Source organism: Pseudomonas paraeruginosa (genome assembly GCF_003025345.2).
Lineage (GTDB): Bacteria > Pseudomonadota > Gammaproteobacteria > Pseudomonadales > Pseudomonadaceae > Pseudomonas > Pseudomonas paraeruginosa.
In genome coordinates this window covers 1463068-1485279 of the sequence record NZ_CP020560.1, presented here as the reverse complement: position 1 = coordinate 1485279, position 22212 = coordinate 1463068, and the positions used below count along the sequence as shown (strand labels likewise).

Here is a 22212-nt window from a genome sequence, read left to right as displayed (position 1 = left end):
CGACTCCGGAACCTGGGAAGCGATGGATAGCCACTCTAGGCCAGGAGTCGGGCTCTTGCCGCCGCGAATCGGGCGTCGATTCCACCTCAGCCTTCCTCGAAGCTCATCTCCGGCGGCGGCTCGCGGAAGCCCCGGGTGATCGCCGCCAGGTAGACGGCGCCCAGCGCCAACCAGCAAAGTCCGAGGACGATCGCCAGATGATCGAGGCTGGCCATCAGCCACAGGTCGGCGAGCAGGCCGATCGCCGGGAACACCAGGAACAACAGGGTTTCCCGCGCACCGCGGCGTTCGGCGCCGAGATAGTAATGGAAGATCACCGACAGGTTGACCAGGCTGAAAGCGAGGAAGGCGCCGAAGTTGATGAACGAGGTCGAGGTGGTCACGTCCATCTGCAACGCCAGCAGGGCTACCACGCCGCACAGGACGATGCTGTTCACCGGCGTCTCGAAGCGCTTGCCCAGGCGGCCGAAGAACGGCCGCGGCAGCACGCCGTCGCGGCCCATGGCGAACAGCAGGCGCGAAGCGCTGGCCTGGGCCGACAGCCCGGAGGTGAACTGGCCGACGATCAGCCCGACCAGGAAGAAGCTGACGAACAGGTCGCCACCGATGTTGCGGGCGATCTCGTAGGCCGCCGAGTCCGCGCTGTCGAAGGCGAACGACGGGTGCGCCAGCTGCACGAAGTACGAGGTGACGATGAAGATCAACCCGCCCAGCAGGGTGATCAGCAGGATCGCGCGCGGGATGTTGCGCCGCGGATCGCGGGTTTCCTCGGTCAGCGTGCTGACCGCGTCGAAGCCGAGGAACGAGTAGCAGGCGATCGCCGCTCCGCCCATCACCAGCGGCACCTGCAGGTCGCCGCCGAGCAACGGTTGCAGCGACCACAGCGGCTTGCCCGGATCGCCCAGCACGTAGTGCACGCAGAGCGCGACGAAGGCGGCGAGCACCAGGAACTGCACCAGCATCAGCAAGCCGTTGACGTTCTTCGCCAGGCGCAGGCCGACGATATTGATCGCCGTGGTCACGCCGATGAACGCCAGCACCCAGACCGCGTTGGGCACCGCGGGGAACGCCGAGTGCAGGTAGGCGGCGCCGATCAGCCAGATCGCCATGGGCAGGAACAGGTAGTCGAGCAGCACCGCCCAGCCGGCGATGAAGCCGAGCGCGGGACTGATCGCCTTGCGCACATAGGTGTAGGCCGAGCCGGCGACCGGGAAGGCGGCCGCCATCCGTCCGTAGCTGAGGGCGGTGAAGAGCATCGCCAGCGACGCGGCGAGGTAGGCGGCGGGAACGTGCCCTTGGGTGGTCTCGGCGAGGATGCCGAAGGTGCCGAGGACAATGATGGGGGTCATGTAGGCGATGCCGAACAGCACCACGGAACCCAGCGACAGGGTGCGCTTGAGTCTGGCCATTACTGCTTACTCCGGAATTATCGTTTGTTATGGCAGTGGCCCGCAGCCGGCCAGGCCGCGGGGCGCAGGGGCCTCCCCTCACCCGGGAGACCGGCGGACGCTCGGGCGCCCATCGTTGTGCTACGGCTTTCCGGGCCGATCCTCGCCCGCTCGCCGGCGGACGGAGGACGACGCGACGCTCCTGTCGCGCCGTGGTGAATCAGGGAATCAGCAGCTCGCGCAGGCCGTCCGGGTGCTCGCGGCGCTCGCCGGGCAGGACCAGGCGCCGTTCTTCCAGGTAGCGGTAGTCCCGACGCGCGCCCTGCAACCGGCCGAGGTCCAGTTCGACGATCTGCCGGCATTCTTCGCGCCCGGCCTCGCAGAGCAACTGGCCGTAGGGATCGACCACCGCGCTGCCGCCGGCGAAGACCAGCCCGCCGTCGCCATGCCCGACGCGGTTGACCATCACCGCGTAGGCCTGGTTCTCCATGGCGCGGGCCATGATCGCGGTGCGGTGGGTCGGGCCGTAGGGGTCCATGTTGCCGTTGGTCACGATGATCAGCTCCGCGCCCAGTTGGCCGAGGGCCCGCGCGCTTTCCGGGAACTCGATGTCGAAGCACACCAGCAGGCCGACCCGGATGCCGTTCCACAGGGTGGTGGCGTAGCGGTCGCCGGGGGTGAAGATGCCGCGGTCGGAGGCCCACAGGTGGGTCTTGCGGTATTTCAGGGCGATGCCGTCGGGAGCGATCAGCACGGTGGTGTTGTAATAGCGGCCGGCATCCGCCTCGGCGATGCCGATCGCCACCGAGACGTTGCGTTCACGGGCGGCGCGCTGCACCGCGCGGACCGTCGGGCCGTCGAGCGGCTCGGCGAGGGCGGCGATATTGTCTTCGCTGGGGAAGCCGGTCAGGTGGGTTTCCGGGAACACCACCAGCTCGGTGTCCGCCGCGCAGCCGGCGATGGCCGCCAGGGCGCGTTCCAGGTTATGCGCGGTGTCGCCATCGCGACCGGCGATCTGGACGAGTTCGACTTTCATCGGAATTCCTTGTTGTTCTCGGCGCTGTTCGGCACGCGCGCTGTTCGAATGCAGGGGTCGGCACAGTATGCTTGGCGTTCCCCGCGCCGATAATTACGTCCGAGGGTTAACCCAACAGGGGTAGATGATGAGTTTCACCTTGCAGGATATCGCCTGGCACCGCTCCGTCGGACAACTGGTCGAAGCGCTGGACGCACCGGACTTCTGGATCCGCCTGGTGCGCCTGCTCGACCAGTATGTGCCCTTCGACAGCTGGGTGGCCCTGCTTTTCAGCCAGGGCCGCCCCCAGGTGTTCGCCGAGTGCCCGGGGGCCGACGGCGGGCCGGACCCGCTGTTCCAGGACTACCTGCGCGGTCTCTACCTGCTCGACCCGTTCTACATCGCCAGCCGCGAGAATCCGGGGAGCGGCCTGTTCCGCCTGGCCGACGTGGCCCCGGAGTGCTTCGAGCAGACCGATTACTACCAGCGCTACTTCCGCCTCAACGTGGTGGCCGATGAGATCCAGGTCAACGTGCAACTGGCCGGCGAACGCACCCTCTGCCTGTCGCTCGGCTCGCGGCAGCGCTTCACGCCGGAACAGCTCGCCGTGCTCGGCCTGGTGCGGCCCTGGGTGGCCGGGCTGATGCGCCAGCGCCTGGCCTTCGAGGACGAGGTGTTGAACAGCCCGGCGCCGCCGGAGCCGGGCTGGCAGGGCTCGCTGGAGAAAGTCGCGGAACAGATGGGTACGCCACTGACCGCGCGCGAACTGGAAGTCGGCCGGCTGATGCTCAGCGGCTGCTCGAGCAAGGAGATCGCCCGCAAGCTGGCGATCTCGGCGGAAACCGTGAAGGTCCATCGCAAGCACATGTACGGCAAGCTCGGCATCAAGTCGCAGTCCGAGCTGTTCGGCCTGTTCCTCCAGGCCCAGGGCTGACGGGACGGTGGTCCGCCCCGTCGCTGCTCAGCGGCGCTTGATCTTCGGCTTCGGCCGGCCCTGCACGCACTTGAAGCGCGGGTTCGACTTGCAGATCACGTAGAGCCGGCCGCGACGCTTCACCACCTGGCAATCGCGGTGGCGCAGCTTGGCCTGTTTCAGCGAGGCGAGGACTTTCATCAGGCCCCCTTGCCGCCGACGAAACCGGCGAAACGCTTGTTGAACCCGGCCACGCGACCTTCGCTCTTGGTCTTGCGCTGTTCGCCGGTGTAGACCGGGTGCGAGGCGCTGGAAACGTCCAGGGTCACGTAGGGATAGGTCTTGCCGTCGGTGTGGGTGTGGGTCTTGTCGGTCTCCGCGGTGGAGCCGATCAGGAAGAACACGTCGGCCGAGGTGTCGTGGAACAGCACCGGGCGGTAATCGGGATGGATGCCGGGTTTCATAGGATAGCCTCCTGGATAATGTTATATAGTTACATATTACTCCGATAAGAATAATTCGCAACTCCGTAGGAAGTTTCCTTCGACCATTCGGCCGACCGATCATCCAGACACAATAATTAGCTTGCTTTCTATCCCCGTTTGTTTCCCATAATCAGCGCTTGGTTAGCGCGGGGGGACCCGTCGTAGACGCCTCGAAGAAGGTGACTACCCATTTGAACCGAAGCCTGAAGATCGGAGACGTGATGAATCTGTCGCTACTCAGTCGCTATGCGTTTTTCGCCTGTATCGTCCTGCTCACCCTGCTCAGCCTGCCGTTCCTCGGCAGCTTCGAGTGGCTCTGGCCATTCACCCTGCTGGGCGTGGCGCTGAGCCTGCTCGGCCTGTTCGACCTGATGCAGACGCCCCATGCGGTGCGCCGCAACTATCCGATCCTGGGCAACATCCGCTATCTGGTCGAAGGCATCCGCCCGGAGATCCGCCAGTACCTGCTGGAGGCCGATGGCGACGCCCTGCCCTTCTCCCGCGCCCAGCGCTCGCTGGTCTACTCGCGGGCGAAGAACGAAAGCTCGGAAAAACCCTTCGGCACACTGATCGACGTGTACACCGCCGGCTACGAGTTCATCAGCCACTCGATGCGCCCGGCGCCGCTCAGCGATCCCTGCGAGTTCCGCGTCGACATCGGCGGTCCGCAATGCAGCAAGCCTTACTCCGCCTCGCTGTTCAACGTCTCGGCGATGAGTTTCGGCGCCCTCAGCGCCAACGCCATCCGTTCGCTGAACCGTGGCGCGCAGATGGGCAACTTCTACCACGACACCGGCGAGGGCAGCATCAGCCCCTATCACCGCGAGAACGGCGGCGATCTGGTCTGGGAACTGGGCAGCGGCTACTTCGGCTGCCGCACCCGCGACGGCAAGTTCGACCCTGAACGCTTCGCCGCGCAGGCCCTCGACCCGCAGGTGAAGATGATCGAGATCAAGCTCAGCCAGGGCGCCAAGCCGGGCCACGGCGGTATCCTGCCCAAGCACAAGGTCACTCCCGAGATCGCCGCCACCCGTGGCGTGCCAATGGGCGAGGACTGCGTTTCGCCGTCGCGCCACAGCGCCTTCTCCACGCCTATCGAGCTGATGCAGTTCATCGCCCAGTTGCGCGAGCTGTCCGGCGGCAAGCCGGTCGGCTTCAAGTTTTGCCTGGGCCATCCATGGGAGTTCATGGGCATCGCCAAGGCCATGCTGGAGACCGGCATCCTCCCCGACTTCATCGTCGTCGACGGCAAGGAAGGCGGCACCGGCGCGGCGCCGCTGGAGTTCACCGACCATATCGGCGTGCCGCTGCGCGAGGGCCTGCTGTTCGTCCACAACACCCTGGTCGGCCTCAACCTGCGCGACAAGATCAAGGTCGGCGCCAGCGGCAAGATCGTCAGCGCCTTCGACATCGCCAGCGTGCTGGCCACCGGCGCGGATTGGGCCAACTCGGCGCGCGGCTTCATGTTCGCCATCGGCTGCATCCAGTCGCAGAGCTGCCATACCAACAAGTGCCCGACCGGCGTCGCCACCCAGGACCCGTTGCGCCAACGCGCGCTGGTGGTGCCGGACAAGGCCGAGCGGGTGCGCAACTTCCACCGCAACACCCTCAAGGGCCTGGCCGAGATGCTCGCCGCGGCGGGCCTGGAGCACCCCTCGCAGCTCGAAGCCAAGCACCTGGTGCGCCGCATCACCGATACCGAGATCCGCCTGTTCTCGCAGTTGCACTACTTCCTCAAGCCCGGCGAACTGCTCTCCGGCAAGATCGAAGGCGAGTTCTACGAGCGCATGTGGAACATGGCGCGAGCCGACAGCTTCGACGCGGCGGCCTGAACCGCCGCCCCGCACGCAAAAAAAAGCCGGAGGCAGCGATGCCTCCGGCTTTTTCATGTCCGCGAAGATCAGCCCAGCAGGATGGTCGCCCAGGTCACGGTGATCACGGTCAGGGCCACGAACTGCGCGGCGCTGCCCATGTCCTTGGCGTTCTTCGACAGCGGGTGGCGTTCCAGCGAGACACGGTCCACGGTGGCCTCGATCGCCGAGTTGAGCAATTCGACGATCAGAGCCAGCAGGCACACCGCGATCATCAGGGCGCGCTCGCCGCGGCTGACGTCGAGCAGGAAGGCCACCGGGATCAGCACCACGTTGAGCAGCACCAGTTGACGGAAGGCCGCTTCGCCGCGGAAGGCGGCGAGGAAGCCGGCGAGGGAGTAGCCGGTGGCGTTGAGGATACGCTTGAGGCCGGTCTGGCCTTTGAAGGGAGAAGGCGACACGTCGGGGTCTCATCGATTCGGAAGGCCGGCAGTCTAGCCACCGGCTGGTCAAAAAAGCGTTAAGCCGTTTCTCAATGAGAAGCCGGAACCGTCTCCATTTGTTGCAACAGCAGCGCCGCCTGGGTCCGGGTACGCACGTTGAGCTTGCGGAAGATCGCCGTGACGTGGGCCTTTACCGTCGCCTCGGAAACGTTCAGGTCGTAGGCGATCTGCTTGTTCAGCAACCCTTCGCAGACCATGGTCAGGACCCGGAACTGTTGCGGGGTGAGGCTGGCGAGTCCGGCGCTGGCGGCCTTGGCCTCCTCGCTGAGGGCTTCGGCGGCGGCGTCCTGCGGCGGCCACCAGGTGTCCCCGTCGAGCACCGCGCGCACCGCCTGCTGCAGGGTTTCCAGCGGACTGGACTTGGGAATGAAGCCGCTGGCGCCGAACTCGCGGGAGCGCTGCACCACGGCGGCCTCCTCCTGGGCGGAGATCATCACCACCGGCACCTGCGGGTATTGTCCGCGCAGCAGCACCAGGCCGGAGAAGCCGTAGGCCCCCGGCATGTTGAGGTCCAGCAGGACCAGATCCCAATCGGCCTTCTCGTTCAGGCGCGCTTCCAGTTCGGCGATGCTGGCGGCTTCCACCAGGCGTACGTCGGGGCCCAGGCCCAGGGTGAGGGCCTGGTGCAAAGCGCTGCGGAACAGGGGGTGATCGTCGGCGATCAGGATCTCGTAAGAAGCCATGACATGTCCTAGGTTATTCGGCCCAGCCGAGGCGGCGCTCAGGATGCCGACCGAGGGCGGACCGGTCAAGCCGAATGAGGGAAACCTCGTACGCCGCGTTCGTCTTTTCAAACACCCCGGCTTGCTGGCAGAGTGGCGAACCCTCTCCGCCCCGTCGAGCGAGCCATGCGAAGCCAAGCCCTGCGTGCCGATATCCTGATGCTGATCACCGCCATGATCTGGGGGGTGTCGTTCGTCGCCCAGCGCCTGGGGATGGATGCCATCGGACCGTTCCTCTATACCGGCCTGCGCTTCGTCCTCGGTGCCCTGGTGCTGGTGCCACTGCTGATGCTGCGCTCGCGACGCGAAGGCGCGCAACCCTTCAATCGCGGGCAGTTGCTCGCCGGGATCATCCTCGGCGTCGCCCTGACCACCGGGATCAACCTGCAGCAGGTCGGCCTGCTGTTCACCAGCGTGACCAACTCCGGCTTCATCACCGGCCTCTATGTGATCGTCGTGCCGTTGCTCGGCCTGCTGTTCGGCCAGCGCGCCGGCCTGGGCACCTGGCTGGGCGCGTCGCTGGCGGTGGTCGGCATGGCCCTGCTGAGCATCGGCCCCGGCTTCCAGGTCGCCTCCGGCGACTGGCTGCAACTCACCGGCGCGCTGGTCTGGGGCGCCCATGTGCTGCTGGTGGGCCTGTTCGCCAGCCGCTACGACCCGATCCGCCTGGCCTTCCTGCAGTTCGCCACCTGCGCGGTGGTGAGCCTGCTGCTGGCGCTGGTCTTCGAGGAAATCCACTGGGACGCCATCGTCCAGGCCGGTCCCGCCCTGCTGTACGGCGGCCTGCTCGGCGTCGGTACCGGCTTCACCCTGCAGGTAGTGGCGCAGAAACACGCCATCGCCTCCCACGCGGCAATCATCCTGTCCCTCGAAGCGGTGTTCGCCGCCATCGCCGGTGCCCTGTTCCTCAGCGAGACCCTGCACCTGCGCGGCTATTTCGGCTGCGCCCTGATGCTGGCGGGCATGCTGGTGGCGCAGTTGTGGCCACGCGGGCTCGCCGCCGAAGCGCGCCCGGCCTGATCGCGCTCAGCCGCGGAACGGCGCCAGGGCACGGTGCGCCGGGCTGTCCTCGTCCAGCGGAATGTGCCGCTTGGCGCCCAGGTAGCGTTCGCTGAACACCTCCAGGTAGGCACCCAGCGCCTCGCCCGCCGCCACGTCGCCGGCCAGTTCCAGGCACAGCGCCGCCACCTCGGCGGTGCACAGGTGCTCGCCGCGGGTCGAGCGGCGCAGGCGGTAGCGCGAGAGTTGCTCGGGCAGCAGGCTGAGCACCGGGAAACGCTCCAGGTAAGGGCTCTTGCGGAACATCTTGCGCGCCTCGGTCCAGGTCGCGTCGAGCAGGATGAACAGCGGCCGCTTGCCTTCCGCCGGCGGGCCGACCGCGTTCACCACCCGCTCCGCCGCCGAGTATTCGCCGGGGAACACCAGGTACGGCTGCCACTGCGGGTCGTCCAGCAGCGCCAGCAGGCGCGGATCGACCTCGGTGCGCGACCAGCCGAAGGCGAAGGTGTCGGCCACGCTATCGGCGATCAGCCAGCCGGTGTTGGTCGGCTTCAGCGCCTCGATGTCGTGCATGATCAGGCACATGCCGGCGCGCGCCTCGACCCGCGGCCGCCAGGCACACATGCAGTAGCTCGGCAGCAGTCGGCAGCGTTCGCAGCGCGGCATCCGCGAACCGCGCGCGACGAAGGGTTTCAGGCTGCGCGCCAGGCGCTCCTGGCGCAGGCGGGAAACGGCATGGCTCATCGGACGGACTCCCGATGCGGGCAGGACGGGCGAAGGAACATCGAAGACTCGGGGAAACGGGGCTGGAAAGCGATTGCGAAATTCTACCAGAGCCCGCGTGGTTCCTGCTTTGTCGGACAACTTTCGCGCCCCCGGAAAAAAATTCTTTGCAGGGGCCTTCCACGTCTAGTTAGAGCGGTATGCGATCCCTATAATCCGCCCCCTTTTCGACACCGGGCAGCCGGCCCCGCCCGCTGACCTTACCGCTTCTCCAGACCAGTGACGCCCCCTTGCTCGAGATCCGCAACGTGACCCGCCGCTTCGGCGACTTCACCGCCGTCGACAATGTCAGCCTGACGATCAACACCGGCGAATTCTTCACCCTCCTCGGCCCCTCCGGCTGCGGCAAGACCACCCTCCTGCGCATGCTCGCCGGCTTCGACCAGCCGGACAGCGGCGAGATCCGCCTGGACGGCCAGGACCTCGCCGCCGTCGAGCCGGAGAGGCGCCCGGTGCATACGGTGTTCCAGAGCTATGCGCTGTTCCCGCACATGAGCGTGGCGCAGAACATCGCCTTCCCGCTGAAGATGGCCGGCGTGGCCAGGAGCGAGATCGACGCCCGCGTCGAGCAGGCGTTGAAGGATGTACGCCTGGCGGACAAGGGCGGGCGCATGCCGACCCAGCTTTCCGGCGGCCAGCGCCAGCGCGTGGCGATCGCCCGCGCGCTGATCAACCGGCCGCGCCTGCTGCTGCTCGACGAACCGCTGTCGGCACTGGACGCCAAGCTGCGCGAAGAAATGCAGATCGAGCTGATCAACCTGCAGAAGGAGGTCGGCATCACCTTCGTCTATGTCACCCATGACCAGGGCGAGGCCCTGGCGCTGTCGCACCGCATCGCGGTGATGAACCAGGGCCGGGTGGAACAGCTGGACGCCCCGGAAACCATCTACAGCTTCCCACGCAGTCGTTTCGTCGCCGACTTCATCGGCCAGTGCAACCTGCTCGACGCCACAGTCAAGGCGGTCGACGGCGAGCGCGTGCGCATCGACCTCCGGGGCCTGGGCGAGGTCCAGGCGCTGAAGTCCTTCGACGCCCAGCCCGGCGAGCCCTGCGTGCTGACCCTGCGGCCGGAGAAGATCCGCCTGGCGCAGAGCGTCACCGCCGACAGCGACGAGGTGCATTTCCGCGGCCGCGTCGCCGAACTGCTCTACCTGGGCGACGTGACCCTGTACATCGTCGAGCTGGAGAACGGCGAGCGCCTGGAAACCCTGCTGCCCAACGCCACCCCTGGCCGGGCCAGGTTCTTCGAGGTGGGCGACGCGGTGGAAGCCGCCTGGCGCTTCGATGCCGGCCACCTGGTCAGGGCCTGACACGATGAGAAAGAACCTCGGCAAGTGGCTGCTGGTCTGGCCACCGCAAGCGTATCTGCTGTTCTTCTTCCTGGTCCCGGCGCTGATCATGCTGTTCGCCTCGTTCCGCTTTCCCGGCGACTACGGCGGCCTGGCGCCCTGGATGTACCGCGAGGACGGGCGGACCGTCTACGACCTCAGCGTGGAGAACTACACCCGGCTCACCGAGAGCTGGGTGTACCTGCAACTGTTCGGCAAGTCCTTCGGCTACGCCCTGGTCACCACCCTGGCCTGCCTGCTGCTCGCCTACCCGGTGGCGACCACCCTCGCCCGGGCCCCGGCGAAGTGGCGCAACCTGCTGATCCTGCTGGTGATCCTGCCGTTCTGGAGCAACCTGCTGGTGCGCGTCTACGCCTGGATGATCATCCTCTCGCCGTCCGGAGCCCTGACCCGCGGGATCAACGCCACGCTGGACCTGTTCGGCGCGCAGCCGATCAGCCTGATGTTCACTCCGTTCGCGGTGATCCTGTGCATGGTCTACGTGCACCTGCCGTTCATGATCCTGCCGCTCTACGCCAACCTGGAGAAACACGACCCGGCCCTGCTCCACGCCGCCCAGGACCTCGGCGCCGGTCGCTGGCAGCGCTTCTGGCGGGTGACCTTCCCGCTCTCGCTGCCGGGCGTGGCCGCCGGCGCGGCACTGGTGTTCATCCCGGTGCTGGGGATGTTCGCGATCCCCGACCTGGTCGGCGGCACCGACGGCATCATGATCGGCAACCTGATCAAGAGCCAGTTCCTCGACTCCCGCGACTGGCCGTTCGGCAGCGCGCTGTCGATCGCCCTGACCGGCTGCATCCTGCTGCTGGTGGCCCTCGGCATGGGTGCCGCGCGCGCCCGCAAGGGAGGTGCCCATGCGTAGGCCCTACCTGCTCTGGAGCGCCACCGCGCTGGTGTACCTGTTCCTCTATGTACCGCTGGTGATCGTGGTGCTGTATTCCTTCAACGACTCGCGGCTGAACGCCGAGTGGGTCGGCTTCACCCTGGACTGGTACCGCAAGCTGCTCGGCAACCGCGACATGCTCCAGGCCGCCGCCAACTCGCTGGTCATCGCGCTGGTCTCGGCCAGCGTGGCGACCCTGCTCGGCACCCTCGCCGGGGTCGCCCTGCATCGCTTCAAGCTACGCGTGCTGCCCCTGCTGGTGCTGACCCCGATCGCCATTCCGGAACTCCTGATGGGGGTCTCGCTGGTGATCTTCTTCATCGGCCTGAACATGAGCCTGGGCATGCTTTCGGTGACCCTCGCGCACATCACCTTCTCGGTCGGCTTCGTCGCCCTGGTGGTGCAGGCGCGCATGTCGGGCATGGACGAAAGCCTCACCGAGGCGGCCCGCGACCTCGGCGCCACGCCCTGGCAGAGCTTCCGCCTGGTGACCCTGCCGCTGATCATGCCGGGCATGGTCGCCGGCGCGCTGATGGCCTTCACCCTGTCCATCGACGACTTCGTGATCACCTTCTTCACCGCCGGCGGTGGCTTCGCCACCCTGCCGACGCAGATCTACACCATGATCAAGATCGCCGTGACGCCCGAAGTGAACGCCGTCTCCACCCTGCTGATGCTGCTCACCCTGGCGCTGATCGTGATCGCCTCGAAACTCTCCCCCAGCGCCATCAAGGGCCACTGATCCGCCGAAACCCGCGGGCCTCGCGCAGAGGCCCGCGGCCTTGCCCTGCTCCGGTTTCCGGAGCCCTGCCACCCCGTAACAAGGAACCATGATGAAAAAGCTGTTGCTCGTCGCAACCCTCATGGCAGGAGCCGCCCAGGCCACCGCCGCCGAGAAGCTGTATCTGTTCAACTGGAACGACTACATCGCCGAGGACACGGTGAAACGCTTCGAGCAGCAATGTGGCTGCGAGCTGGTGCAGGAGTTCTATTCCGGCACCGAGGAGATGATGGCCAAGCTGGCCGCCGGGGCCAGCGGCTACGACGTGATCATCCCGACCCAGAACGCGGTCGAGGCGCTGGCCCGCAAGGGCGACCTGGTGGAACTGGACAAGAACCGCCTGGCGAACCTGAAGAACGAGGACGCGGGCTACCTGGACAAGGACTTCGACAAGGGCAACCGCTACTCCCTGCCCTACGCCTTCACCACCACCCTGGTCGGCTACAACAAGACCGAACTGGACAAGCTGGGCATCGACCCGGCCGACTGGTCGGTGATCTTCGACCCAGCGGTCCTGGAGAAGATCAAGGGCAGGGTCACGGTGATGGACGACCCGCAGGAACTGTTCGGCGCCGCCCTGAAGTACCTCGGCCACTCCGCCAACGACACCGATCCGCAGCACTGGAAGGAAGCCCAGGCGCTGATCCTCGCCGCCAAGCCGTACTGGGCCGCGTTCAACTCGTCGAGCTATATCAAGGAGCTGACCCTGGGCAACATCTGGGTCGCCCATGGCTACTCCAGCGACATGTACCAGGCCAGGGCCGACGCGGAAGCTGCCGGCCGAGCCTTCAAGGTCGACTTCGCCCTGCCCCGCCAGGGTGCGGTGCTGGCCATCGACAGCATGGTGATCCACAAGGGCTCGAGGAACCCCGACCTGGCCTACCGCTTCATCGACTTCATGCTCGACGGTCGGAACGCTTCCGAACTGACCAACCAGATCGGCACCGGCACGCCCAACGCCGCCGCCCAGCCCTTCATCAGGCCGGAGATCAGGACGCTCGCCGCACTCTTCCCGGACGCCGCCACCCAGGCCAGGCTGGAGCCGCTGAAGGACCTGAACTCGCGCCAGCGACGCGCCCTGAACAGGCTCTGGACCGAGATCAAGCTGCGCTGATCCGCGCCGCCATCGACGAAAGGGCGACCCTCGGTCGCCCTTTTGCGTTTCCGTGCCCCACCCCGAACGCGGTAACATGGCGCCCATTCGCCACCGTCCGTCCCGGGAAAGGGCCGACGGAAACAATTCGGCCCCTGCGTCGGTCGAATCCGCTTATTGCCCCAGGAGACCTTCATGTCGCGCTTCATGGCCCTTGCCCTTTGTTTCGTCCTGCCCACCGCCGCCCATGCCGCCTCGCTCAAGGATTTCGAACTGAGCAAGATGCTGGAGAAAGTGGCCAAGGAAAGCAGCGTAGGCACTCCCCGCGCCATCAACGAAGACATCCTCGACCAGGGCTACACCGTCGAAGGCAACCAGCTGATCAACCACCTCAGCGTGCGCGCCAGCCACGCCGAACGCATGCGCTCCAACCCGGACAGCGTGCGCAGCCAGCTCGGCGACAGCGTCTGCAGCAACACCGGCTATCGCCAACTGCTCGCCCGTGGCGCGATCCTCACCTACAGCTTCACCGAGTACAAGACCAACCAGCCGGTCGCCACCGAACGCTTCGATGCCGGCAGCTGCCGCATCCAGGGCAAGAAGTAAGCGCGCCGCGCGGCCGCCATGCTGGACAAGCAGCATCTGCTGAAGATCGCCCGGACGCCGATGCCGTTCGGCAAGTACCAGGGACGGATGCTGGTCGACCTGCCGGAGGAGTACCTGCTGTGGTTCTACAAGAAGGGCTTCCCGCCCGGTGAACTCGGGCGGCTGATGCAACTGACCCTGGAACTGAAGATCGACGGGCTGGACGGGCTGCTCAAGCCGCTTCGTCCCCCCGCTCCGTAGGCGAATGACGTCGCCGACGTTATCCGCCGATCCCCCGCCCCCCTGCCTTCTCCAAGCACCCGCCCTGCCGAACTCAACGCAACAACGCCGGGTCGCCCTTGCCGGCCACCGCTGCCGCTTCCTCCGGGGTCAGCAGCGCGGTGCGCGGCACCTCCATCAGCCGGGCACAAGCCGCCAGCACGTTGCCCCAGCAGGCTCGGTTGGCGAACTGCATGCCCGCTTCGTCAAGGGTCCCGCCCCGGTTGCGGTAGCCGAGCACCGAGGTGCGCCGCGCATCCGGAAGGATCGGCCAGAGATGTCCGCGCGCCACTTCCGCACGCATATGGGTGAGCAGCACCCGGCGCTCATGGCTATCGGGGAACAGCCGCGCCACCAGCGCCTCGTCGGCCACCGCCTCGACCTCCCAGCGATCGCGCGGCGCGCGGAAGCGTCCCGGCTCCTGCAGGTAGACCAGCCGGTAGGCCTGCCCGGCCTCGGCCAGGCGCTGCGCCGCGCGGCGCATCTGTTCGAGCTGGTAGCTGCCGTTGGCGATCAGCAGCAACGGGTCGGAGCCGCAGCGCTCCTCGACCAGGATGGCGCCGTCGCGTGCCAGGCGCTCGGCCTGGTCGGCGTCGAACACCATCGGTCGGTCGCGCTTGGGAATCACCAGGCAGGCCAGCTGCCCCCGGCTGCGGTAGATCGTCGGCAGCAGCGCCAGGGCGCTGTTGTGGTCGGCCGGGAAGAGCACCCGGACCATGTCGCTCATCTCGCCAAGCAGGGCTTCGCAGAAGGTGGTGTCCTGGTGCGACTGCTGGTTCTTGCCGTTCTCCCAGGTATGCGAAGTAGCGACCAGCGGCCAGCCCAGCCAGCCGGCCGGGCGCCCGACCTCCTTCTGCTGACGGGCGAAGATCAGGCTCTGGCGCACCGCGCCGAGCATCTTCACGCAGAACGCCTCGTAGCTGGCGACCAGGTTGAGCCCGCCCTGGTTGGCCAGGCAGGCGGACACCACCGCCTCCTCGTTGAGCGCGGTGATGACCTTCCCGCTCACCGATTCCAGTTCGCTCTCCGGTTCGCTGACCCGATGCCTTAGCGCCTTGAGCACGCCGCCGAGGCGGTTGCTGGCGAGTTCGTCGGGATTGCCGACGCGGGCGCGCAGGTCGGGGTTGGCCTCCACCAGTTCGGTGTAGAAACGGTCCAGCGCGGCCATCGGCGAACAGGCGTCGTCGCGATAGCGCAACGGCGGGATGATCGGCTCGATGGGGTGGCGCATGGCCAACGGGTTGTCCCGCTCCAGCGGACGCTCGCCGCGCAGTTCGATGAACAGCCGGCGCGCCAGTTCGAGGGCCTCCGGCTCGACCCACAGCTCCCGGGCATGCTGGTTGAACAACTGCCGGGCATGCTCGTCGTCGCGCGGGTTGCCCGGCAGCGGCAGGTTGTGCGCGGCGTTGCTGCCGGCGCCATGGAAACCGAAGCCCTTGACCGTCTCGGCGATACCGTAGGGAATCGGCAGGGGGTAGCGGAGGATCCCGCTGTTCTTCTCCTGCACCCGCCGCTCCAGGCGCTGCTCCATTTCCCAGAGCGTACAGACGAAGGCGGCCGGGTCGCGCCCATCGAAGCTGATCGGGTCGAAGCCGCAACGGCGCAGGTGCAGCTTGAAGCCCTCCAGGCCCTCGTGGGTGCCCAGCTCGGTGCGCTGCTCGATGCGCCGGCCATTGGCGATCATCACCGGCAGCGCCGCCCCGCAGTCCTCGGCCCGCCACCAGCGCGGGATCCAGTCGCTGCCGCGTTGTTCCTCGGCGGCGCCATCGGAGAGGAACGCCACCAGGGTCTCGCCGGGCAATGGCATGTGCGCGTACTGCAATTCGGCGAAGCCCAGGTAGCCGCCTTCGGCGATACCGCCGGCCGTATGCGGGTTGACATGGCTGCCGAGCGGCGCGGCAGGCGCGCCGTTGGGCGCCTGGGCGTAGCCATAGAAGTCCTGCAGCAGGCGGTTCAGCCCTTCCTCGCCGCCGGCATAGGCGCGCTCCTGCTCCGGATGCAGGTTGCCGGTAAGCACGTTGAGCGCATCGATGGCGGCCACGCAGTGGCCCTGGCCCATCAGCCAGCCGCGGGTCCTGCCGGTCAGGGCGTTCAGTGCCAGGTAGCCGGCGTAGGCCGGCACCATGTTCAGGGCGCCGCCGGTATGCCCCTCGGGCTGCCGCTTGAAATCGTCGGCCTGCAATGGCTCGCCATCCAGGCGGATGCGCCGGGCGTAGGTCATGTGCGCGACGATGCGCAGGGCGCTGGCGGTCAGCCGGTCGAGGGCGCGGAACAGATGGTAGACGCTGGCCAGGTCCGGCTGCAGCCCAGCCTGGACCAATTGATGAGCGGTGCGGAACACGGCGGCGCGGGTCTCTGCGCTATGCTGGAGCGGACCATGGCCTTGCAGCCACGCGGCAAACGCCGGCTCGGCCGCCGCATGGGCAAGCAGCTCGTCCTGACTGGGCAGAATCTGACTCATGGTGGGTAGGCCTCCCTAGTGGTGCCTTGCAGTCTAGGCAGCACACGGCAAAGGGCGCTGACCTGCATCAAGCTCCCCGCCCCCGATTCGTTCACCCTGGCCTTGTACGATGGTTCCATGGCTTTCCACGATCCCGAATGGTATCGGTATCGACAGAGCTCTGACGGAGGAGGCTCGATGGCATCACTGACGTTTCTAGGCGCCGCCCAGGAGGTCACCGGTTCCTGTTATCTGCTGGAAACCCTCGACGGGGCGAGAGTCCTGCTCGAATGCGGCATGCGCCAGGGCCGCCGCGAGGCCGACGAGGGCAATCGCGCGCCTTTCCCCTTCGATCCCGCGAGCATCGACGCGGTAGTCATCTCCCACGCCCATCTCGACCACAGCGGCCTGCTGCCGCGCTTGGCGGCCGAGGGTTTCAAGGGTCCGATCTTCGCCACCGAAGCCACCTGCGAACTGCTGGAACTCATGCTGCTGGACTCCGCGCACATCCAGGAAAAGGACGCCGAGTGGGAGAACCGCTGGCGCAACCGGACCGGCAAGCCAAGCATCAAGCCACTGTATACCCAGGCCGACACCGAACGCGCGCTCAAGCTGCGCCGGCCGATCAGTCTCGGCAGTACCGTGGCGGTCGCTCGTGGCGTGCGGGTGACCTTCCACAACGCCGGGCACATCCTCGGCTCGTCGATCGTCGAAGTGCAGTTCCACGACCAGGTGCAACCGCGCCGCCTGGTGTTTTCCGGCGACCTCGGCAACACCTGCTCGCCCCTGATGCGCGCGCCCTCGCCGCTGAGCCGGGCCGACGTGGTGATGCTCGAGTCCACCTACGGCGATCGCGATCACCGCGACAGCAACGAAACCCTGGAGGAGCTGGCGGCGATCCTCGACCAGGCGCACCGCGACGGCGGCAACGTGCTGATCCCGTCGTTCGCCGTCGGTCGCACCCAGGACCTGCTCTACTACCTCGGTCGCTTCTACCAGGAAGGCCGCCTGCCACAACAGGCGGTATTCCTCGACAGCCCGATGGCCGCCCGCGCCAACGGCATCTACCTGCGCCACAGCAACGAGTTCGACGACCGCGACCGCGAATACATCCGCGGCACCGGCACCACCCGCCTGGAGGAATGGCTACCGGTGCTGCGCGTCACCCGCAGCGCCGACGAGTCGATGGCGATCAACCGGATCAAGAGCGGCGCGATCATCATCGCCGGCAGTGGCATGTGCACTGGCGGACGCATCGTCCACCACTTCAAGCACAACCTCTGGCGCCCGGAGTGCCATATCGTCTTCCCCGGCTTCCAGGCACGCGGCACCCTGGGCCGCAACATCGTCGACGGCGCCAGTGCCGTGCGCGTGTTCCACCAGCGCATCGCGGTGAAGGCGCAGATCCATACCCTCGGCGGCTTCTCCGCCCACGCCGGGCAATCGCAGTTGCTCGACTGGGTCGGCCACTTCGCCCACCGTCCCGCGCTGTACCTGATCCATGGCGAACGGGAAAAGATGGAGGCATTGCAGGGGGCGATCCGCCAGCGGCTCGACTGGGATGCCGAAATTCCCAGGTCAGGCGAGCGCATCGAGATCTGAACCGCCTTTCCGCCACTGTCACGCGGTCCGTGGCAGTATGCGGAAACCACCTCCCGAAGGTGGTTGGACAAGGAGTATGCGTATGCCCTACGAAGCCGATGACTACCTTTCCCGGCACTTCCAGACCAGCGGCACCGACCTGGCACAGAAGGTCGACGAACTGGCCGCCCTCGCCGCTCCCGGCGAAAGCCCCAACCTCGCGCTGTACCGCGAGATGCTCTTCACCGTGACGCGCATGGCCCAGGCCGACCGCAACCGCTGGGACGCGAAGATCATGCTGCAGACCCTGCGCGAGATGGAACACGCCTTCAGCGTCCTCGAGCAGTTCAAGCGGCGGCGCAAAGTCACCGTGTTCGGTTCCGCGCGTACCCCGGTCGAGCATCCGGTATATGCCCTGGCGCGCAAGCTGGGCGAAGAACTGGCGCGCTACGACCTGATGGTGATCACCGGCGCCGGCGGCGGCATCATGGCCGCCGCCCACGAAGGCGCCGGGCTGGAGAACAGCCTGGGCTTCAACATCACCCTGCCCTTCGAGCAGCATGCCAACCATACGGTGGACGGCAGCGGCAACCTGCTGTCGTTCCACTTCTTCTTCCTGCGCAAGCTGTTCTTCGTCAAGGAAGCCGACGCCCTGGTGCTCTGCCCAGGCGGCTTCGGCACCCTCGACGAGGCCCTGGAAGTGCTGACCCTGGTGCAGACCGGCAAGAGTCCGCTGGTGCCGATCGTGCTGCTCGACCAGCCGGGCGGCCGCTACTGGGAACATGCCCTGGAGTTCATGCAGGAACAGCTGCTGGAGAACCACTACATCCTGCCGGCCGACATGCGCCTGATGCGCCTGGTGCATTCGGCGGAAGACGCGGTGAAGGAAATCGCCCGGTTCTACCGCAACTTCCACTCCAGCCGCTGGCTGAAAGGCACCTTCGTGATCCGCCTCAACCATGCGCTGAACGATGCCGCGCTGGCGCACCTGCACGAGGAGTTCGCCAGCCTCTGCCTGAGCGGTGGCTTCCAGCAGCAGGCCTACAGCGAGCAGGAGCAGGACGAACCGGAGTTCCGCAACCTGACCCGCCTCGCCTTCGTCTTCAACGGGCGCGACCAGGGGCGTCTGCGGGAGTTGCTGGACTACATCAACCTGCCGGAAAACTGGGACTGAAGCTGCCGCTCCGGCACGCGCTCAATCGTCGCTGCGGCCGCTCAACAGGCGGCTGATCGACTCCATGGAGTAACCCCGGTACGCCAGGAAGCGGCCCTGCTGGGCCTTTTCCCTGGCGTCCAGCGGCAGGCGGGCGAACTTGCGTCGCCAGACCTCGCGCAACTGCGCGCTCCAGTCGATGTCGCAAGCATTCAGCGCCCTTTCGATATCGGCGCGCGGCAGGCCGCGTTGCGCCAGTTCTTCGCGGATGCGCAACGGCCCATGGCCGCCGCGGGCGCGACTGGCGATGAAGCTTTCGAGATAGCGGGATTCGTCGAGCAGACCTTCCTCGGCCAGACGGTCGAGGGCGGGATCGATCAACTCGGGGGATGCGCCACGCTGGCGCAACTTGCGGGAAAGCTCGGCGCGCCCGTGCTCACGGCGCGCCAGCAGATCCATGGCCGCCCGCCGTACGGCGACGGGCGTATCGAGCACGGTCGCCATTGGCCTCAATCGGCTTCGGCGTCAGCCACTTCTTCGGCGTCGGCCTTCACCGGACCGCTCTTGGCCAGCAGTTGGTCGCGGATGGTCTTCTCCAGCACCGAACCGATTTCCGGATTGTCTTCCAGGTACTTGGCGGCGTTCGCCTTGCCCTGGCCGATCTTGCTGCCCTGGTAGCTGTACCAGGCGCCGGACTTCTCGACCAGGCCCAGTTGCACGCCCAGGTCGATGATCTCGCCGGTGCGGTAGATGCCCTTGCCGTAGAGGATCTGGAACTCGGCCTGGCGGAACGGCGGCGAAACCTTGTTCTTCACCACCTTGACGCGGGTTTCGCTACCCACCACCTCGTCGCCTTCCTTCACCGCGCCGGTACGACGGATGTCCAGGCGGACCGAGGCGTAGAACTTCAGCGCGTTACCGCCGGTGGTGGTTTCCGGGTTGCCGAACATCACGCCGATCTTCATGCGGATCTGGTTGATGAAGATGACCAGGCAGTTGGCGTTCTTGATGTTGCCGGTGATCTTGCGCAGCGCCTGGGACATCAGGCGTGCCTGCAGGCCGACGTGGGCGTCGCCCATCTCGCCTTCGATCTCGGCCTTGGGTACCAGCGCGGCCACGGAGTCGACGATGATCACGTCGACCGCGTTGGAGCGCACCAGCATGTCGGTGATTTCCAGGGCCTGCTCGCCGGTGTCCGGCTGGGAGACCAGCAGGTCGTCGACGTTGACGCCCAGCTTGCCGGCATAGTCGGGATCGAGCGCGTGCTCGGCGTCGACGAAGGCACAGGTGGCGCCCTGTTTCTGGGCCTCGGCGATCACCGAGAGGGTCAGGGTGGTCTTGCCCGAGGATTCCGGACCGTAGATCTCGACGATCCGGCCCTTGGGCAGGCCGCCGATGCCGAGGGCGATGTCCAGGCCCAGGGAACCGGTGGAGATGGCGGGGATCGCCTGGCGCTCATGGTCGCCCATGCGCATGACCGCGCCCTTGCCGAATTGGCGTTCGATCTGTCCCAGGGCCGCGGCCAGGGCGCGCTTCTTGTTCTCGTCCATTGAAGTCCTCGCGAAGTCAGGGCGGCCGGACGGCCACGAACAACTGTATAAGTAGACAGTATTATTCCACAGGGCAAGTCGCTCGCCTACCCCCGCGGGGAAGAATGTTCCGAACGGTTGCCCGCAGGCGCGGCTAGCCTGGGTTTTCGCCGTTGCTCATGCGCAGCAGCCCGGTCAGCGCGGTCGCCACCGTCTGCCGGCGCACGGCGTCGCGGTCGCCGTTGAACTGGCAGCGCTCGCTGACCAGCCGCTCGCCGTCGGCCCATGCCAGCCAGACGGTGCCCACGGGCTTTTCCGGCGAACCGCCATCGGGCCCGGCGATCCCGCTGACCGCCACCGCGAAGCGCGATCCGCTGTGCCGCTGGGCGCCTCGCGCCATCGCCTCGACAACTTCCCGGCTGACCGCGCCGACCGCCGCGAACAGCGATTCCGCCACGTCCAGCTGGAGGGTCTTCTGCCGGTTCGAGTAGGTCACGTAGCCGGCCTCGAACCAGGCCGAACTCCCCGGCATGCGGGTGATCGCCTCGGCGATCCCGCCACCGGTGCAGGATTCCGCGGTGCTGACCTGCTCGCCGAGATGGCGCAGGCTTTCGCCCAGTCGGGTGGCCAGTGCGGTCAGGTCGGAGTCCGTGACGGTCATCGCTGCTCTCCAGAAAAGAAACGGAAAGGGACTACCCTACACCATCGGCTTTTCCATTCAGAAGCAGCTTTCGGACAAGCGCGAGCGCAAGGCGGCGTCGGATGCGCGAACATGCAGGCTCCTACATCGCCCAAGGAACGGCACCCATGAACACAGCTTCGTTCAAGACTTCCCTGCTCTCCCTCGCCCTGCTCCTTTCTCCCGTCGCCAACCTTCCAGCCCACGCGGCCTGTACCGCCAACCTGGCCCTGCAACCGGCCAGCAGCCTGCCCGCGCTCGGCGGACGCCTGGTCTATCACAGCTATATGGAGTACGGGGACGGCTCCTCGAACCTCTACCTGCACGATTTCAAGAGCAAGAGCACCCGCCAGCTCAACCAGCCCGGCTGGAACATCGAGGACCCGATGAATGCGCACTTCTCCCCGGACGGCCGTCACCTGACCTTCATGGGCCGCCAGAATGGCGCCTGGCACGTGTTCGCCTGGACCATCGGCGGCACCCAGGCGCCGAGCAACCTCACCGCGGCCATCGGCGGCCGCAACGAGGATCCGAAGTTCTCCTTCGACGGTCGCCAGGTCGTGCTCAAGCACGAAGGCGACATCCGCCTCGCCACCCTGGTCTTCAATGGCGATGGCAGCGTCGGCGTGAGCGCCTGGAAAGCCGTGACCAGCGACGGCTGGACCACCGAGGAATCGATGCCGTTCCTCACCCCCTCAGGCAAGTACGTGGTCTACGCGACAGGAGCCGGCGACAGCCTGCGGGTGGTGCGCAGGAACCTGGAGAACGGCCAGGTCAGCGCCCTCGCCACCCCGGCTGCGGGGGGCCGCGACTATTATCCGGTGGTACGCGACTACACCGCCTACTTCCTCTCGCGCACCCAGCCGGCCGGCAACGACCAGTTGGCCATGGTCGTTCCCAACAGCCCGCCCGGCACCCCGGCGATACTGCCGCTCAACCATTGCCAGGGCGACAATTCCGATGCAGCTCCGGTGAACGAGGACTATCTGGTCTTCTCCAGTACCTCGTTCGACCCGACCTACAGCCTGCTCCTCGGCGACATCGCCGCGGCGCGCGTCTGGCGGCTCGACCCGGCGCAGATCAACCTGCCCGACGGCCGGCAGAAGCTCGGTGCCAGCTATACCGCGGCGCGCTGAAAGCGGCCCGCACAGGCGCGGACCTGATGGTCCGCGCCGGTTCCGAACAGACCCGACACAGGCCGACGAATCGGGTTAACATTGCCCTCTTTTGCACCGTCCAAAGCC

23 protein-coding genes are annotated in these 22212 nt (G+C 66.8%); 12 read left to right on the top strand and 11 right to left on the bottom strand.

Features of this window, described 5'->3' with window-relative positions:
- Positions 1-86: 86 nt before the first annotated feature.
- Complete coding sequence (locus tag B7D75_RS07170; RefSeq protein ID WP_012074722.1) at positions 87-1409, bottom strand: APC family permease; 1323 nt, start codon at positions 1407-1409, stop codon at positions 87-89.
- A 199-nt stretch (positions 1410-1608) separates the two neighbouring features.
- On the bottom strand, positions 1609-2424 hold the full coding sequence (locus B7D75_RS07165; protein ID WP_034080342.1) for a carbon-nitrogen hydrolase family protein: 816 nt from the start codon (positions 2422-2424) through the stop codon (positions 1609-1611).
- Positions 2425-2551: 127 nt separating this feature from the next.
- Between B7D75_RS07165 and B7D75_RS07160 the strand changes: the two genes are divergently transcribed.
- Positions 2552-3337, top strand: a complete 786-nt coding sequence (locus tag B7D75_RS07160) for a helix-turn-helix transcriptional regulator (protein WP_003150111.1) — start codon at positions 2552-2554, stop codon at positions 3335-3337.
- Positions 3338-3364: 27 nt separating this feature from the next.
- Here B7D75_RS07160 and ykgO read toward each other — a convergent pair whose 3' ends face one another.
- Positions 3365-3517, bottom strand: a complete 153-nt coding sequence (gene ykgO, locus B7D75_RS07155) for a type B 50S ribosomal protein L36 (protein WP_003092209.1) — start codon at positions 3515-3517, stop codon at positions 3365-3367.
- Entirely contained in the window at positions 3517-3780 is a 264-nt protein-coding gene (locus B7D75_RS07150) for a type B 50S ribosomal protein L31 (RefSeq protein ID WP_012074719.1), read from the bottom strand. Before B7D75_RS07150 ends, ykgO begins: the two co-directional genes overlap by 1 nt.
- Before the next feature lie 242 nt (positions 3781-4022).
- Between B7D75_RS07150 and B7D75_RS07145 the strand changes: the two genes are divergently transcribed.
- Complete coding sequence (locus tag B7D75_RS07145) at positions 4023-5633, top strand: FMN-binding glutamate synthase family protein (RefSeq protein ID WP_003150109.1); 1611 nt, start codon at positions 4023-4025, stop codon at positions 5631-5633.
- 68 nt (positions 5634-5701) lie between these two features.
- Here the strand turns inward: B7D75_RS07145 and B7D75_RS07140 are convergent, their stop codons facing one another.
- Together B7D75_RS07140 and erdR are read right to left on the bottom strand one after the other, a co-directional pair.
- Complete coding sequence (locus B7D75_RS07140) at positions 5702-6073, bottom strand: diacylglycerol kinase (protein ID WP_003092226.1); 372 nt, start codon at positions 6071-6073, stop codon at positions 5702-5704.
- Positions 6074-6144: 71 nt separating this feature from the next.
- Entirely contained in the window at positions 6145-6798 is a 654-nt protein-coding gene (gene erdR / locus B7D75_RS07135; RefSeq protein ID WP_003092229.1) for a response regulator transcription factor ErdR, read from the bottom strand.
- 132 nt (positions 6799-6930) lie between these two features.
- Here erdR and B7D75_RS07130 point away from each other — a divergent pair, with 132 nt between their 5' ends.
- Positions 6931-7857, top strand: a complete 927-nt coding sequence (locus B7D75_RS07130) for a DMT family transporter (RefSeq protein WP_074197305.1) — start codon at positions 6931-6933, stop codon at positions 7855-7857.
- A 6-nt stretch (positions 7858-7863) separates the two neighbouring features.
- On the opposite strand, the gene B7D75_RS07125 is transcribed toward B7D75_RS07130, so the two are convergent.
- Positions 7864-8580, bottom strand: a complete 717-nt coding sequence (locus B7D75_RS07125; RefSeq protein WP_058129863.1) for a tRNA-uridine aminocarboxypropyltransferase — start codon at positions 8578-8580, stop codon at positions 7864-7866.
- A gap of 233 nt (positions 8581-8813) precedes the next feature.
- On the opposite strand from B7D75_RS07125, the gene B7D75_RS07120 reads away from it, so the two are divergent.
- From B7D75_RS07120 to B7D75_RS07095, 6 genes are all read left to right on the top strand, one after another.
- Positions 8814-9929: an ABC transporter ATP-binding protein gene (locus B7D75_RS07120; protein WP_079262159.1), complete on the top strand. Its 1116-nt coding sequence runs from the start codon at positions 8814-8816 to the stop codon at positions 9927-9929.
- 4 nt (positions 9930-9933) lie between these two features.
- The gene (locus tag B7D75_RS07115) at positions 9934-10827 is read left to right on the top strand and encodes an ABC transporter permease (protein ID WP_033996777.1); all 894 of its coding nucleotides are present in this window, start codon (positions 9934-9936) and stop codon (positions 10825-10827) included.
- Positions 10820-11590, top strand: a complete 771-nt coding sequence (locus B7D75_RS07110; RefSeq protein WP_034080339.1) for an ABC transporter permease — start codon at positions 10820-10822, stop codon at positions 11588-11590. Before B7D75_RS07115 ends, B7D75_RS07110 begins: the two co-directional genes overlap by 8 nt.
- Before the next feature lie 88 nt (positions 11591-11678).
- Positions 11679-12743: a polyamine ABC transporter substrate-binding protein gene (locus B7D75_RS07105; RefSeq protein ID WP_034080337.1), complete on the top strand. Its 1065-nt coding sequence runs from the start codon at positions 11679-11681 to the stop codon at positions 12741-12743.
- 174 nt (positions 12744-12917) lie between these two features.
- Entirely contained in the window at positions 12918-13328 is a 411-nt protein-coding gene (locus B7D75_RS07100) for a quorum-sensing-regulated virulence factor family protein (protein WP_003092248.1), read from the top strand.
- Positions 13329-13346: 18 nt separating this feature from the next.
- The gene (locus B7D75_RS07095) at positions 13347-13568 is read left to right on the top strand and encodes a DUF3820 family protein (protein ID WP_003092249.1); all 222 of its coding nucleotides are present in this window, start codon (positions 13347-13349) and stop codon (positions 13566-13568) included.
- Positions 13569-13641: 73 nt separating this feature from the next.
- Here B7D75_RS07095 and B7D75_RS07090 read toward each other — a convergent pair whose 3' ends face one another.
- Positions 13642-16047, bottom strand: a complete 2406-nt coding sequence (locus B7D75_RS07090) for a phosphoketolase family protein (protein WP_053813518.1) — start codon at positions 16045-16047, stop codon at positions 13642-13644.
- A 177-nt stretch (positions 16048-16224) separates the two neighbouring features.
- Between B7D75_RS07090 and B7D75_RS07085 the strand changes: the two genes are divergently transcribed.
- Both B7D75_RS07085 and B7D75_RS07080 read left to right on the top strand, forming a co-directional pair.
- Complete coding sequence (locus B7D75_RS07085; RefSeq protein WP_043102904.1) at positions 16225-17628, top strand: MBL fold metallo-hydrolase RNA specificity domain-containing protein; 1404 nt, start codon at positions 16225-16227, stop codon at positions 17626-17628.
- An 82-nt stretch (positions 17629-17710) separates the two neighbouring features.
- A complete protein-coding gene (locus B7D75_RS07080; protein ID WP_003152364.1) occupies positions 17711-18781 on the top strand; it encodes an LOG family protein in 1071 nt (356 codons plus the stop codon).
- 21 nt (positions 18782-18802) lie between these two features.
- On the opposite strand, the gene recX is transcribed toward B7D75_RS07080, so the two are convergent.
- From recX to B7D75_RS07065, 3 genes are all read right to left on the bottom strand, one after another.
- Positions 18803-19264 (bottom strand): recombination regulator RecX, encoded by a 462-nt coding sequence (gene recX, locus B7D75_RS07075; protein WP_003152362.1) that lies wholly within the window; start codon positions 19262-19264, stop codon positions 18803-18805.
- A 5-nt stretch (positions 19265-19269) separates the two neighbouring features.
- Complete coding sequence (gene recA, locus B7D75_RS07070; protein WP_003092260.1) at positions 19270-20310, bottom strand: recombinase RecA; 1041 nt, start codon at positions 20308-20310, stop codon at positions 19270-19272.
- A 133-nt stretch (positions 20311-20443) separates the two neighbouring features.
- Positions 20444-20950: a CinA family protein gene (locus B7D75_RS07065; protein ID WP_003152358.1), complete on the bottom strand. Its 507-nt coding sequence runs from the start codon at positions 20948-20950 to the stop codon at positions 20444-20446.
- 146 nt (positions 20951-21096) lie between these two features.
- Here B7D75_RS07065 and B7D75_RS07060 point away from each other — a divergent pair, with 146 nt between their 5' ends.
- Positions 21097-22104: a TolB family protein gene (locus B7D75_RS07060; protein ID WP_034080334.1), complete on the top strand. Its 1008-nt coding sequence runs from the start codon at positions 21097-21099 to the stop codon at positions 22102-22104.
- The last annotated feature ends 108 nt before the right edge of the window (positions 22105-22212 follow it).

Coding starts and splice junctions, on each gene's coding strand:
- B7D75_RS07065 (WP_003152358.1), bottom strand. CDS start 20,950: ATGACCGTCACGGACTCCGACCTGACCGCACTGGCCACCCGACTGGGC.
- B7D75_RS07115 (WP_033996777.1), top strand. CDS start 9,934: ATGAGAAAGAACCTCGGCAAGTGGCTGCTGGTCTGGCCACCGCAAGCG.
- B7D75_RS07060 (WP_034080334.1), top strand. CDS start 21,097: ATGAACACAGCTTCGTTCAAGACTTCCCTGCTCTCCCTCGCCCTGCTC.
- B7D75_RS07100 (WP_003092248.1), top strand. CDS start 12,918: ATGTCGCGCTTCATGGCCCTTGCCCTTTGTTTCGTCCTGCCCACCGCC.
- ykgO (WP_003092209.1), bottom strand. CDS start 3,517: ATGAAAGTCCTCGCCTCGCTGAAACAGGCCAAGCTGCGCCACCGCGAT.
- recX (WP_003152362.1), bottom strand. CDS start 19,264: ATGGCGACCGTGCTCGATACGCCCGTCGCCGTACGGCGGGCGGCCATG.
- B7D75_RS07150 (WP_012074719.1), bottom strand. CDS start 3,780: ATGAAACCCGGCATCCATCCCGATTACCGCCCGGTGCTGTTCCACGAC.
- B7D75_RS07165 (WP_034080342.1), bottom strand. CDS start 2,424: ATGAAAGTCGAACTCGTCCAGATCGCCGGTCGCGATGGCGACACCGCG.
- B7D75_RS07145 (WP_003150109.1), top strand. CDS start 4,023: ATGAATCTGTCGCTACTCAGTCGCTATGCGTTTTTCGCCTGTATCGTC.
- B7D75_RS07160 (WP_003150111.1), top strand. CDS start 2,552: ATGAGTTTCACCTTGCAGGATATCGCCTGGCACCGCTCCGTCGGACAA.
- B7D75_RS07110 (WP_034080339.1), top strand. CDS start 10,820: ATGCGTAGGCCCTACCTGCTCTGGAGCGCCACCGCGCTGGTGTACCTG.
- B7D75_RS07085 (WP_043102904.1), top strand. CDS start 16,225: ATGGCATCACTGACGTTTCTAGGCGCCGCCCAGGAGGTCACCGGTTCC.
- B7D75_RS07125 (WP_058129863.1), bottom strand. CDS start 8,580: ATGAGCCATGCCGTTTCCCGCCTGCGCCAGGAGCGCCTGGCGCGCAGC.
- B7D75_RS07105 (WP_034080337.1), top strand. CDS start 11,679: ATGATGAAAAAGCTGTTGCTCGTCGCAACCCTCATGGCAGGAGCCGCC.
- B7D75_RS07095 (WP_003092249.1), top strand. CDS start 13,347: ATGCTGGACAAGCAGCATCTGCTGAAGATCGCCCGGACGCCGATGCCG.
- B7D75_RS07080 (WP_003152364.1), top strand. CDS start 17,711: ATGCCCTACGAAGCCGATGACTACCTTTCCCGGCACTTCCAGACCAGC.
- B7D75_RS07170 (WP_012074722.1), bottom strand. CDS start 1,409: ATGGCCAGACTCAAGCGCACCCTGTCGCTGGGTTCCGTGGTGCTGTTC.
- B7D75_RS07090 (WP_053813518.1), bottom strand. CDS start 16,047: ATGAGTCAGATTCTGCCCAGTCAGGACGAGCTGCTTGCCCATGCGGCG.
- recA (WP_003092260.1), bottom strand. CDS start 20,310: ATGGACGAGAACAAGAAGCGCGCCCTGGCCGCGGCCCTGGGACAGATC.
- erdR (WP_003092229.1), bottom strand. CDS start 6,798: ATGGCTTCTTACGAGATCCTGATCGCCGACGATCACCCCCTGTTCCGC.